Source organism: Chroococcus sp. FPU101 (assembly GCF_017312365.1).
Classification (GTDB): Bacteria; Cyanobacteriota; Cyanobacteriia; order Cyanobacteriales; family Microcystaceae; genus Chroococcus.
In genome coordinates this window covers 1-12,338 of record NZ_BLJI01000064.1, presented here as the reverse complement: position 1 = coordinate 12,338, position 12,338 = coordinate 1, and the positions used below count along the sequence as shown (strand labels likewise).

The 12,338-nt window shown below is 39.0% G+C and carries 17 protein-coding genes and 1 pseudogene; 7 read left to right on the top strand and 11 right to left on the bottom strand.

From position 1 onward, the window contains the following. Positions 1 to 11 precede the first annotated feature (11 nt). A complete protein-coding gene (locus tag CFPU101_RS25825; RefSeq protein ID WP_242578240.1) occupies positions 12 to 173 on the top strand; it encodes a ParA family protein in 162 nt (53 codons plus the stop codon). After that, a complete protein-coding gene (locus CFPU101_RS24085; RefSeq protein WP_206818272.1) occupies positions 170 to 592 on the top strand; it encodes a hypothetical protein in 423 nt (140 codons plus the stop codon). Before CFPU101_RS25825 ends, CFPU101_RS24085 begins: the two co-directional genes overlap by 4 nt. A 139-nt stretch (positions 593 to 731) precedes the next feature. On the opposite strand, the gene CFPU101_RS24080 is transcribed toward CFPU101_RS24085, so the two are convergent. Continuing rightward, a complete protein-coding gene (locus CFPU101_RS24080; RefSeq protein WP_206818270.1) occupies positions 732 to 1,139 on the bottom strand; it encodes a DUF6463 family protein in 408 nt (135 codons plus the stop codon). An 86-nt stretch (positions 1,140 to 1,225) separates the two neighbouring features. Between CFPU101_RS24080 and CFPU101_RS24075 the strand changes: the two genes are divergently transcribed. Next, the gene (locus tag CFPU101_RS24075) at positions 1,226 to 1,786 is read left to right on the top strand and encodes a TetR/AcrR family transcriptional regulator (protein ID WP_206818268.1); all 561 of its coding nucleotides are present in this window, start codon (positions 1,226 to 1,228) and stop codon (positions 1,784 to 1,786) included. 349 nt (positions 1,787 to 2,135) lie between these two features. Here CFPU101_RS24075 and CFPU101_RS24070 read toward each other — a convergent pair whose 3' ends face one another. The 3 genes from CFPU101_RS24070 to CFPU101_RS24060 form a co-directional block, all read right to left on the bottom strand. Then, positions 2,136 to 2,336: a hypothetical protein gene (locus CFPU101_RS24070; protein WP_206818265.1), complete on the bottom strand. Its 201-nt coding sequence runs from the start codon at positions 2,334 to 2,336 to the stop codon at positions 2,136 to 2,138. A 150-nt stretch (positions 2,337 to 2,486) separates the two neighbouring features. Continuing rightward, complete coding sequence (locus tag CFPU101_RS24065) at positions 2,487 to 3,116, bottom strand: hypothetical protein (RefSeq protein ID WP_206818263.1); 630 nt, start codon at positions 3,114 to 3,116, stop codon at positions 2,487 to 2,489. Positions 3,117 to 3,363: 247 nt separating this feature from the next. After that, a complete protein-coding gene (locus CFPU101_RS24060) occupies positions 3,364 to 3,945 on the bottom strand; it encodes a hypothetical protein (RefSeq protein ID WP_206818261.1) in 582 nt (193 codons plus the stop codon). Between the two features lie 188 nt (positions 3,946 to 4,133). Between CFPU101_RS24060 and CFPU101_RS24055 the strand changes: the two genes are divergently transcribed. Beyond that, positions 4,134 to 4,334 carry a hypothetical protein gene (locus tag CFPU101_RS24055; RefSeq protein ID WP_206818259.1) on the top strand — a complete coding sequence of 67 codons (201 nt, stop codon included), beginning with the start codon at positions 4,134 to 4,136 and terminating at the stop codon, positions 4,332 to 4,334. Positions 4,335 to 4,515: 181 nt separating this feature from the next. On the opposite strand, the gene CFPU101_RS24050 is transcribed toward CFPU101_RS24055, so the two are convergent. The 5 genes from CFPU101_RS24050 to CFPU101_RS24030 form a co-directional block, all read right to left on the bottom strand. Further along, positions 4,516 to 4,896, bottom strand: coding sequence for a hypothetical protein (locus CFPU101_RS24050; RefSeq protein WP_206818257.1), 381 nt, complete (start codon positions 4,894 to 4,896; stop codon positions 4,516 to 4,518). Between the two features lie 74 nt (positions 4,897 to 4,970). Continuing rightward, entirely contained in the window at positions 4,971 to 6,065 is a 1,095-nt protein-coding gene (locus tag CFPU101_RS24045) for a M12 family metallopeptidase (RefSeq protein WP_206818255.1), read from the bottom strand. Positions 6,066 to 6,499: 434 nt separating this feature from the next. After that, entirely contained in the window at positions 6,500 to 6,652 is a 153-nt protein-coding gene (locus tag CFPU101_RS24040; RefSeq protein WP_206818253.1) for a hypothetical protein, read from the bottom strand. A gap of 55 nt (positions 6,653 to 6,707) precedes the next feature. Further along, on the bottom strand, positions 6,708 to 7,559 hold the full coding sequence (locus tag CFPU101_RS24035; protein WP_206818251.1) for a hypothetical protein: 852 nt from the start codon (positions 7,557 to 7,559) through the stop codon (positions 6,708 to 6,710). Between the two features lie 649 nt (positions 7,560 to 8,208). Then, positions 8,209 to 8,790, bottom strand: a complete 582-nt coding sequence (locus CFPU101_RS24030; protein WP_206818249.1) for a hypothetical protein — start codon at positions 8,788 to 8,790, stop codon at positions 8,209 to 8,211. A 120-nt stretch (positions 8,791 to 8,910) separates the two neighbouring features. On the opposite strand from CFPU101_RS24030, the pseudogene CFPU101_RS24025 reads away from it, so the two are divergent. Continuing rightward, a pseudogene (locus CFPU101_RS24025) lies at positions 8,911 to 10,230 on the top strand (IS701 family transposase). Positions 10,231 to 10,240: 10 nt separating this feature from the next. Here CFPU101_RS24025 and CFPU101_RS24020 read toward each other — a convergent pair. Then, the gene (locus CFPU101_RS24020) at positions 10,241 to 11,014 is read right to left on the bottom strand and encodes a hypothetical protein (RefSeq protein WP_206818247.1); all 774 of its coding nucleotides are present in this window, start codon (positions 11,012 to 11,014) and stop codon (positions 10,241 to 10,243) included. A 528-nt stretch (positions 11,015 to 11,542) separates the two neighbouring features. Between CFPU101_RS24020 and CFPU101_RS24015 the strand changes: the two genes are divergently transcribed. Next, entirely contained in the window at positions 11,543 to 11,683 is a 141-nt protein-coding gene (locus tag CFPU101_RS24015; protein WP_206818246.1) for a hypothetical protein, read from the top strand. Next, complete coding sequence (locus tag CFPU101_RS24010; protein ID WP_206818244.1) at positions 11,665 to 12,024, top strand: hypothetical protein; 360 nt, start codon at positions 11,665 to 11,667, stop codon at positions 12,022 to 12,024. The genes CFPU101_RS24015 and CFPU101_RS24010 overlap by 19 nt, the downstream gene beginning before the upstream one ends. A gap of 5 nt (positions 12,025 to 12,029) precedes the next feature. Here CFPU101_RS24010 and CFPU101_RS24005 read toward each other — a convergent pair. After that, on the bottom strand, positions 12,030 to 12,338 hold a 309-nt coding region (locus CFPU101_RS24005; RefSeq protein ID WP_206818242.1), incomplete at its 5' end, for a hypothetical protein.

Sequence of the window (12,338 nt, the reverse complement as noted above, 5' to 3'; positions counted from 1 at the left end):
CATTTAATGAATTGGTATTAAACTATCGGCTGCTCAAGACGACTGTACCTGAGAATATCGCTGTTGCTGAGGCGATCGCTCATGCTGTTCCTGTAACGGTCTATGCTTCGAGTTCTACTGGAGCAAAAGCTTATAAGTCACTAGCAAAAGAATGTTTGGAGGTATGGAAATGACCACTAAAAAGAAATTAGGAGGACTAGGAAAACTCAGTCAGTTTTCAGGGATTAAAGCAACCGAACCAATAACCGATGTTGAGATAGAGAGCAAGAAAGAAAGTGAAGTTGTACAGGAGGCGATCCCGCAGGGGTCTGCTTTGCAGCGCGTTGATGACACACCGCTCACTCATGTAGCTATTTCACCGAGTACAGAAAAGTTAGTCAGCATCAATATCAAAATCACCAAAGCTCAGAGGGATTGGTTAGGGTTGGTGGCCAGTCAGGTAAGAGACAATAACACCGAACCTGTTCTCCCCAATGAACGGGTCTACCCTCAGCATTTAATTGGGATGGCGATCAAGTTGTTGAAAGCGGCTGAGGTGGATTGGAGTCAGGTTAGGAATGTTGAGGAGTTGCGGAAAGCTCTAAACCTATAAAGGAATTAGACTATTAAGCCCTAAACTAACGGCTCAATTCAGCGGCGGCAGATAACCTTTGCATCTGTATCAGCGGCTCTCGACCGTCCGCTGCAACCGAATTGTTGGGCTGTGCTTTGGCACACAGTCTAAAGCAGTGCTACGCCGCGTTTCCTGCTGACTTCTTATGCCGCTGCGACTCAACCAGCATCAACAAGGACGGAGGGATTAATAGCCAAAACCCCGAAATTGGCATGAGAAATGCGCCAAATGCTGAGGTGAGCAGTAGGTTCCAGCCCAGAAAAACAGGCAATCGAACATTGTGTTCTTGCGCCCAACAACACAATTGACCCAAAGTAAAAACTAATGGGCTTAACATCAACATCCAAAAGGCAGTACCTCGATCAAAGTGAGGATCTACGGCGTTGAATACGCCATTACGAAGAATATCTGACCAAGGTTCAAAATAATACAAAATGTCACCTAGTCCATGAATTACGCTGATTGCAATTAGCCAGTACCCACTGACTCGAAGTAAAGGAATCGTTCTATTTTGTGCAACAAACATGGGAAATCTCCTTAACCCTTTTTTGGATACGCTACCGTATGTTTAAATATTAGTATTCACCGAGCATCAAGTCAATACGCCACCGTATGGTTAAAAAGAATGAGATCTCAAAGCTTGGACGACAGGACTGGATTGAGTTAGGGCTAAAAGTTTTAGCAGAAAGCGGAGTTGAGGCAGTGCGCGTTGAACCGCTTGCTAAATTGCTGGATGTAACGAAAGGTAGCTTCTACTGGCATTTCAAAAACCGAGAGGAACTTGAGCAAGCAATTTTGCAAGATTGGGTTAGCCGAGAGACTGACGGTATTATTCAGGAAGTTGAAGCGGCAGGTGGTGATGCCTCTGCTAAGTTGCTTCACTTGTTTGAACTAGCGATTCAAGATGATGGTCAGGTGGAAAATGCGATTCGAGCTTGGGCAGTCAATGATGCTAAAGCCGCTGCCGTGCTTAACCAAGTTGATCAGCGTCGTTTGGGTTACACAAAAAATTTATTCTTAGAAGTTGGCTTTACGCCATTTGAAGCGATGGTGCGCGCTCGGATGGCTTACTACTCGCTAATTGGCGAATACACGCTAGGCACTCGAACTAATCAATCAGAACGATTAGCAGGAGTGCGACTTGAACACATGATTCTCACACGTCGAGATTGAACATCAAATGCTCCGCAAACAATATCGAAGCACCGTCCTCACCGAAATGTAAAGCAGCCCAACTATTGATTATGTGAAAACATTCCGTCTATTCACCCTATAGAGGATATGAACAAGAAACTTTCTGGTTATTCTCTGATCGCCGCTCATGGAAGTCTTTAAGTCTCACAGCCTCTTTTCTTATATTTACTGCGTTCGGCGTGTTTGCTGCACTGTCGAACTTCTTACTTTATTGTCTTAAATATTTAATTTTAAAACTCTTAAAATTTTCTTAACTGGTGCTTTTTCCTCCTCCCAAATCTCTCAAAGGCTCTAAGAGTGATCGCTTTTGAGTTTCAATCTTTACCCCTTAACCGATGACTTTCAAAATTTCTGAAACTGGTTGATTTGATATGATCGCCTCCCTCACCTCCTCTAACTTCTCACGAGCGACCAATCGCTTAAAGATCTTCCACCGACCGTTAACCTTCTCATCCCAACAGTAAGCCCAGAACCAGTGATCGGGATTGTCTGGATCACGTTCTCCTACTTCCTTCGGATAAGTTTTCACAGCCCTGTATTTATCCTTTTTTGTACTGAATATGAGAGTACACGCTTCGCTTAGTAGTGGCTAACAGTATTTTGAGATTATGATAAGTCGCTCTCGAAAAGCGTTAACTTGACAAGATCAGGAAATGAACAAGGGTGAAAGCCACGCACGTTACTGACTCAGCATTCTGATAATTTCGTCATTGAGTTCCCGAAAAACATATCGTGGACTCACCTCATCAAGCATTTCGACAATCTGCTTTGTCTGAGCAACCGTGAGTTCTTTGTTGCCCGTCAGCGACTCCAGCTTGACCCTGATCACATGATCTCGGATCTCATCTACAGAAGCTTTATTAGCAACCAGATCGGCAACGATTTTGCTCGATTTGGCAAATTGAATGAAATCTTTATTCAAAAGTTCGTAGGACAGTTCACCCTTTTTATTCGTGTAGGCTTTGACAATCGCCTCGTACTCAGCACTATCGACTGTAGCAAGTTCTTCTGGTGACTCTTCAAGCGGCTCGACGGCTTCTTTGTTACCACTGAGTTTCACGGCTCCCCGTCGAGAATAGGGCATACCCGATGTCAGTTCGATCGCCTCTTGAAATGCTTCAATCGGAAACATCTCTAGATTGGTATTGGCCGAAGGTTCGGGGGTGCCTGTACGTCGGTTAACTGTGGCTAGTCCAGGTTGGGATGTATCATAACGTAAAATGACAATCCCTGGTTTTCCATCCCTAAGCTTCTGGCGATAGGTCGCCGCCTCTAAGGTAGACAACTCAACTATTTTTGTTCTAATCACGATTGCACCTCCTGAAAATGATCTTCTTCATTGACTATTTCAGCATTGACTAAAAACTGCATTTAGTTCTCTCGCTCAGAAATGGCTGTCATAATTGTACTTAATACATCCTCAAATAAATCAATGTAGAGTGAGAAGGTGATCTCACTTGCGTCTTAGAAGGATTGGTTAGGGATAACAACACTGAACCTGTGCCACTCAGTGAACGGGTCTATCCACAGCATTTAATTCGAGTGGAAATCAATATCTAGTCAAATTCAGCATCAGATGGAATTTGGACAGAACGAGTAGACACGGCACCACCTTCTGAGAACTTAAAATCGATTTGTACATCATGAATCGATATTCCTTCTGGTAGTGTAATAAGATCTCCTTTAGCTGTTTGGCAGTCAGTAGTATCAAATTGATCAGCCGTACAAACACGAATTGCTATAGCGGGGTGATCATACCATTGACGAGTTCCCCAAAATTTATTCATGATATTTGTTGCATGACGGATTTTAACTTGTTCATCTCGAACCGTGACAACAACCCATTCCTCTCTATCAGCATCCCCTGGCGAAAAGAAACCCCACTGATTGGAGTTACCTACAGCAGCATCTCTTAAACGGATTTTGTAAACTCGTTCTTGTATTGAAGCTGAATTTCTTGAGTTAAGTGTCTTTTTAGGGTTCTGTTGCCTCCACTGAGCGCAGTATTCCTCAGTAAATCCGTAGCTTTGAGGGTTTTTACAAATATATTCATAGTTGATGTTTTGAGCTTGAGCATTAATTTCTAATGCTGTTAGCAAGAAAACCGATGACAAAAGAATAATAGGTTTTGACTTCATGAATTATTTTTACGAGAATCGTCAAATTTTTATGGCTACCTAAAATATTCCCTAGTCTGGTCAAAAAACGATCATAGAAGTGTTTTGGCGTTTTTGAATCTTTATTCTGACACCCCTAATGAGGTAAAGCTAGCAAGAGGTTTAGCCATAAATAAAGTTTCAGCGTGTCAAATTGGTGAATTTTTGAATTGGCGAAAATTCAGTATAGTAAAATTGCTAAATCTGAAACAGCGATCGCAACATTGGTCAGGGATAACAACATCAAACCTGTACCACCTGATGGATGGGTTTATCTTCAGCATTTGATCGGGGTGGCGATCAAGTTATTGCAGGGGCTGATGTCGATTGGAGTCGGATTAGGAATGTTGAGGATTTACAAGAAGCTCTAAACCTATAAAGGTATTAGACTATTAAGCTCTACAGAGGAAATGAGATCTAACAACCAAGATAAGCGGCAGCCAGTAACCTATGCTACAAGACCAACTACCTCTGCCAGTCCGCTCCAATCGGGTTGTCAGGTCGTAATCCGCGTGGAGATAAGTAAATGGAACTCCAGAGGTAGCGTTGTCTCTAGCAGGGTTCATCAAAACAGATAATTCCCTTGATCTTTTCGCCAGCGAGAGTACCTGCTCTTTTGGCTACATCAAAGTTATCCGCAACACTCATTACAACAGCTACTGCCTGAAGACCACTCCCTCTGCCAATACAGGTAATTGAAATGTAGGCTCCGTCTTTCTGCCCAGCAACCTCTAGGTTATTACTACGTACATTAGTAAACCCCAGCAGTCTCGCCGTATCTCTGGCAAAGGCATAACAAGTCGCCTCTGAACTTGTCTTTACGGTTGTCTTGTAAAAGAATAATGCTGCGCCATTTACGGCGGACGTACCAAGTAGACCGACAGTGGTCATTGAGGCGATTGCCGCGAACGATAATAAGGGATTAACTCGCATGATAGATCTCCCGATTTTTAATACAGTCGTGAAACTAAACAATAGAACCTCTAAGGTAAAACTCCTTTGCCCTATCACCACATCATGACAGCAACTTTTTCATCTTGTTGATAATAGACGCGGACTCTCAGGACATATTCACGACCGACAAATAGCTTAACCCTGAGAGTAGCATTTCTGGCTTCTCCGCTATCGTCGTCAGCATCAGTATAGCGAGGCTCACCATCAATTTTCTCGAAAATCCCTAAAACAGAATCTGAAAGGCCAAAGGTAGCAAAATTATACTCTCGCGTTGCTTCAGGGATAACTTTAAAATTTTGTTGTCGGTCAATTCCTACTTCTAAAGGAATTGAGACAAAGGGAGCTAGCTCAATTTCCTGCTCAGGTAGTAGAGGATAAAATTTTAAGGCAACTTCTTTGTCTTTTGCAGATAAACTGCCAGCCGGTTGTATTCCTCTCATATATTCAGGGGGAGATTTGATTAGACCAGCACCAAAGGGATAGTGCATAACTGAATTTGGATCCCAATTTGAACCTTCTACTGCACTAGGATCGAGTTTGCGAATAATGTTATTGAAAGTTTTTGTCCGATCCCACCGATTAGGGGGTTTAGCTAATTCAGCATAAACTTTTTCTTCATCCCAAACAATGCCAGCATTTGGGTTTTGATGTTCGTGGGGAAAGCCTAAAGTGTGTCCAATTTCATGAATAGCCGTGTCAATTTCTCTGGGTGATCGGGTTAGATCCCAACCAAAATTCATCGTTCTGTTATTAATGGGAATATCGAGGATATCTCTGCCAAGATAAGACCATGAACCATCCCCTTTAAGAAACCCAATGCGAATTTCGGCTTCACTACGGAAGGTAACTTCTTTAAATTCTAAGCCAATACCTATCGTTTTCCAAGTTTTAAAGGCTTCCCTAACTACTGCTTTCTCAGCTTCAGAGCCAGCCCATAGCCCTTCATTAAAGAAATAGTAGTGAAGTAATGTTCCATTTAGCCATTTATTGCCAAAGAGAATTATTAGCTCTTGGCGATTTGGAGCGACCTCAGCAGTGAATGTGCGCTCAACTATTTGAGGCATGGCACAGTATTGAAATGGAACATCGGCTCGAGCCGCTACTGAAGCAGACTCTTGATTTTCAGTGTGATTTTTTTGTTTAGACATATTTTTAATTCTTTTATGAGAGGTTATTTAATTTTTAGTTATGTTGTTAAAGATTATTAGCTCAAAGGATACTTGGAAAGCCAGCTTGTGTTTTTAATTTTAAGGATATTGGTTCATGATTTGATTTTAAACTCTTGTTTTAATTTATCTACTGTTGACTCAATTTTTCTAGAGAGTAGATTCAATCCATTAAAATTAGGTTCGTTTTATTTTGATTTTCGGCGTGATTCAAACGAAGGTAACACTTTAGAGCAAGTTTAAAACCTCAAAAGACTAACACATAAAATTTTGAAAAATTAGCTTTTTTTTGAAATTGTTACCTAGAAAACTAAATTTTTGAACCGCGCCTAAATTTCTAATGAATTGTGTGATAAGCTATAAAAGTTTATCTTTTTTTATCATTTAAACACCGAAAAACAACTTTACTAAATCGTTTATCGAGATGGTTTCCAAGTTCCATCAGGTTGACAAATAAGTCCTCCGAGATCAGTCCCCGTTGGATAAGTTTTACCATCATAGATACAATCAGCATAAGCTGCTGAGGTAGTAACAATCATTAGAAATAAAGCTAGAAATACTTGTTTCATTAATTTGCTCCATTACCGATTAGAGATAATTTATCATTTTTAGATTTTACATTTTTTACTGATAGATATTTTTGGGTCTTTCTATTAATTGAGAAGGAATGATCGCATATCCTAGGCTGCCATTCTGTACCCCTAACTTATCAGCATTTGTTCGATTAATTTCGATCAACAGAGGAGATTCTGAGTTAGCTTCGAAAAAACAAGTCTTATCGGCTACTGCGATCACACGAACAGCTTCCGTACCCTTTTTACTTTCTTTTCCAACAAGTGCTAAAGGATAAAGGTCTAGGTCATTTCTATTACTACATAGTCTGGCATAATCTGATTTTAACCTTTCATTGAGTGAAAATTGGCTTTTTTTTATAGGTTCTTGACAAATTCCCTGACCTTGTCGGCAAAGTTTTTTGACAGTTTCTATGTTGTCTGTAGAAATTTTTAAATCCTTCTCTTTTCTAAATCCACCAAATTCGCCTAAAGCTTTAATTTTTACTGCATCTGCTTTTTGATTTAAAACTAATAAGGTTTCTGGGTTAGGTTCAAAATCTAAAGAGATCTCTCGCATTTGTTCTTGAAGAAAGTAATTTATAATTAACGTACTACCTACTAATGCAGCAAGACTGCCAGCTAGTTTGACTTCTACACTACCCATTTTAGTATCTACACCAGCATCAGTTTGTTTAATACCGCCTAAAAAATAGTAAACCAAAGTTGAAATAGCAGAACCAAATAATAAAGATGGTGCCAGAGGAGATGTCCGTCCATTAGGGGAACTAAGCTTAACTCCAGCCATTAAAAATAGTAAAATTAGTAAGCTAAAAAATAAATCAAAAAAAGATAAATTTTTAGATTTATTAGAATCAGAGATTCGGGATGGTGAGGGAATCGGGCTTTCAGAATCAGAATTCATGGCTTTATTCCTAAAAAGTAAATTATTTTTTTCGACATTCTTTAATAAATTTGAGTTCTATTTTTAGAACTCTTGTTTAAGCAATTTGAATTAAGTCGTCTTCTTTGATGTCTTAATAATAAAATTTTGAGTTTTCAAAATCATGTATATTTAAAGCAAACATGAAAAGATAAAAAAGCAATTTTAGTTTCAGTTTTAGCTAACGGTGATTTCCGAAATCGGTAAAGGTAATCGCCTAAAAAGTTCATTCTTCGTTGCTAAAAATTGCCGTATAATTGGATGATCTTGTCAACTTAACTTTTCACCGTCCGTTTACCTTCTCATCTCAACAGTAAGCCCAAAACCAATGATCGGGATTGTCTGGAGAGCGGTCGCCTCTACGGTCAGCGATAATAGCACCAAACCTGTGATGTCGATTGGAGTCAAATTAGGAATATAGAAGATTTGCAAGGAAGATTTGCAAGAAGCACTAAAACTATAAAGAGATTAGACTATTAAGGGATTAATCTAATTAATTAACTTTTTTTCTTCGTCAAAACAGACCTAAAAGAGCGGAGCAACTTCGTAAGCTTACAAAACTTAGATGAGCGATCATAGCTACTGATGTTTCTCTGCTGTGTCCTACTTTTAGATACTCCTCTATTGCTTTTTAATCCCATGTTGAATATACAGAAAACTTCTGCTCCAGTAACTCAGAGAGCCTCTTAGCTGCCGCTTTAGCCGCAGCCTCTGCAACTCTTAAAGCCTGCTCAGTTTCAATACTAGATGTTACCTCGTATATGAAGTAGCATTTACCATCACAAGGTGAAGCATACTCCAAAGTGAGTAGTGCATCGGTGATTTCTGTATTAGCTTCGTAAGTAACAACGGTTGCAAATCCACAGACATCTTGAATATATCCATAATCATTACGAGGCGCAATCTCTCTATCTCTTTCTGCTGCTCTTTCAGCCTCCTTCTTAGCCTCGTTAATAGCTTGCTTTACCTTTTTAAGAATGTCAGATGAAGGGATTTTCGGAGTTATATATGAAAATCTTTTTAATGGCAGATCCTCTAGACGAATTATTGATGAATTGTTTGACTGTTTTTCTATTTCTTCTAAGGACACTATCACAGTATTTTTCAAAGCTGAACGGTCATATGTAGAGTCATAAATATTTCCACCTTCATCATAGTGAGTTTTTACTGAATTGATGAAGTCTTCTGCTTCCCAAGCATCTTTTACTATCACAAGAATTTGACTCAGTTTTTTAGATTCGTTTTTTACCCATATAGGTAGCCCTCTTCTGTCACTCTGGTCAAGGTAAAATAGATTCTAAGCCTTAAACCTTTAGTAGATGGTGGAGCAGCCATGAACTTACCTAGACCAGCAGCAACAACAGTTGAATTTATCGATCAATATTGTGCGGGCTATCAAGAAATCTTTCCAGAAGTTCGAAGTTTTGAGTGTTTTAAGTGGCTTCATCTGGGAATGATTTCAGAGATAAAAAGAAAAACCTTACCAGCGATAGCAAAAGTGGTAGGAATCACAAATGCACAACCTCTACATCACTTTTTATCGAAATCGCCTTGGCTAGTAGAGAAGTTTAGAGAAAAGCGAATAGAACTACTGCTTAAAGCTTTAGGAGAAGCTAAATTTATTTTAGTGCTCGATGAGACAGGCGATAGAAAGAAAGGGAAAACAACCGATTATGTAAAACGTCAATACATTGGAAATTTATGAAAGATAGACAACGGAATCGTCTCAGTCAATGCCTATGGAGTTGTCGAAAATATGAGCTTTCCATTAATGTTTAAAATTTTTAAACCCAAAAAACGATTAAAAGAAAAAGATACTTATAAAACAAAAATCGAATTAGCGTTCATAAATTATCGAAGAGTTAGTTGAGCGGGGATTTCAGTTTGAGATAGTTTTAGCCGATAGTTTATATGGAGAAAGAGGACTTTTGAAAGTCCTAGTAGTCAGTTTCGCCGCATCGTGGAAAAATATGGACTTAAGTATGTTGTAGCTCTTCGAGAAAATCATGGAGTGTGGATGCTATCTCATGAAAAGGTTACAAGAACAAGATGGCAAAAGTTTGACCGCATTTTTTCATCTAATAAAATAGAAGTACACTATATTAGAGAAATTATTTTTGGACATAGAACTTCTTTAAGATATTGGGAAATTACGACGGATCAAGCCCTGTTGCCCCCTAATTCAACTTGGTTCCTCATGACTAATAAGACGGGAAATATTCAAAAAACTGTAGGTAATATTTATGGGCTGAGAACTTGGATAGAATATGGTTTTAAACAGTGTAAAGATGAGTTGGGTTGGGCTGATTATCGCCTAACTAGCTATGAGGAGATTGAAAAATGGTGGGAAATTGTCATGAGTGCTTATATGATGGTAAGCTTTCAGTCAGAAGTTTTTCAAAATCTTTCCTCTTGTTCAAGGATGATTAACTCACCATCCTTGCTCTTAAAATTTCAAGAACATCCTTGGTGGAATCAACATAAAGGATGGAAAAATCTCCTTAATAATCTTCGATTAATCATTCAACCGATGGTTTTTTGTTGCTTGATTACTCCTTGGTTATCGGTTTTTCCAATTCCGCCTTTAACACAAGGTTTTCTCAGACTTATTGACCTCATGAATCAGTTTAATGCCTATGTTCCTGATGGTTAACAGTTCTGTTTCAACTAACTCCTTCTCTACCAGAGTGACAGAAGAGGGGTAGACCAGGAACCTTACATTCTTCATCAGTAACAGCCCACCTCCATTCACGTTCATAAGTCCAGTCTATCCACTTATTTTTGTTTAAGTTCATCGCTACATAGCGATATTGTTCGTGTAAACCTATGCCGCAAGAAGACGACAAGCATCGAAATCCTTTTCCAAAACAGGAGTCGTCTCTAGTTGCTTCTTGATGAAGACCAGATAAACCATAAATTATAGGTCTACCATCAGCTTTGAATAGTTCTTGCTTCCGTAAAGCGATACCATAAGCCTCTACTGAGGAAGAATTACTTCTTTTAGACGCATATTCTACAAGAGCATACAAAGGCATTTCGGTAAAACATACAGTCGATTTTGAGCCGTAAATAGTGGGTTTTCCATTACGAAATGACCACCCTGATTTTATATAACCATCAAATAAAATTTTCTTTAGTACAGAATATGCACTTGCATCAGAGGCTAAACCATATGGGTGATCAAGGCTACTTTCATATGCAACTTGATCATCATATGCAATTTTATCTAAATCATGAATTATCGGTTTCCCTGTCTTATCAAAAATAAAAGGCAACGGAAAATCCTTAGTTTTAGGGTAGTGGCTTAGATCTCTATCATGAACAAAATGAATTACCCATTCCGAAAGATCAATTCGATTCTGAATTAACTGGAAACCTTCTACCTGTTCATTTTTTTGCCAATTGTCTTTAACATAACTGTGGTTAATTTCAAACATTAATCCTTTTCCTTTTGTGACTTACTTAATTAGTACATCATCAGTATGCCCAGATTCAAAGGAACAAAATGCTGCTCAAAAGCTAGTTCCTAAAAGTTTAAGAATTTCTCTAATTGGGGCTTTTTCCTTCTCCATTCTCTCTATCTCACTTAATAACCTCTGCGGTATGTCAATAGTACAGTCACAATCAAGCAAAAGGTTTCATTACCGTGTACGCTTCTAACTAATGATTTTTAAGATTTCTGAAACGGATTGATTAGCCTTGATCGCCCTCCGCACCGATTCCAACTTCTCAATTTGCAAGCCACGAAAGATATGCTTTATAAGCTTGTGCAGTTATATTCGTAAAAACATATTCTCAGATTTTTTTACATTCGAGTGGGTAACGACGGCCTTGCCAAGTAGTATGTCCAACAGCATATCCTGGTTGTCTGAGATTGAGAACCCATGGAATCGACATTGTTATATACTGGAGTTTAGACTAAAAAAAGCAGTTGGAAATACATCCGAACTGCTATTTGGGAGAAAATGAGAAATTGCTCAAAATTACTCAATCTCCCTAAAATGAACTTAGAACGACTAAAAAGATTTCGTCAAGAAGCGTACGAATTATTGGGAAAAGCTAAAGACGCAACAATGGATGGTAATGGATGCGGTTTTGGTTACTAAAAGTCTGGATTCATTTGCCGAACTATCTCTATCACCCGTATAAAGAGAGGAAATTTTCCTCATTGTATGAAGCCATAGAAGACGTACGACCGCAGCGTGATGAGTTGATGAAACTGTATCTTCGACAAATTCATATAGATAAAGATAAAAAGCAACAGATAATTCTGGCTGGAGATCATACAGCTTGGTCAAGGATTTATGCTTCTACCCTCAAAGACCGAACTTATGAGCATGGGGCAAAAGTGATTAGTGGCAAGCCGATTACTTTAGGACAGGGGTATAGTACTCTCGCTCTAATTCCTGAAGTCCAAGGAAGTTGGGCAAAACCCCTTGCGTCATGAGAGAATTACAAGTTTTGAAAATCCCTTGACCAAAGCCGCTTTTCAATTAAGACAAGTTTGTCGTGAGTTGAAGAAACGCCCTCTAAGCTTGTGGGAAGATCTTCTTTATTTTCGATGATCCAAGCTTGTCTCAGTAGTGTCATTCTAGAATTAGGTTGATTAAATGCTTGCACAATCAGATGATTAGATAATGCAGGTTTTCCTTCTGATAAAGCTAAAAGTTCTTGACTCAGTGATGTTCCGTTTTTATCCCAGTCTTGACGCGCTTTAGCATAGTCTCCTATCCACCAAGATAACGCACCACAACTTTGTAG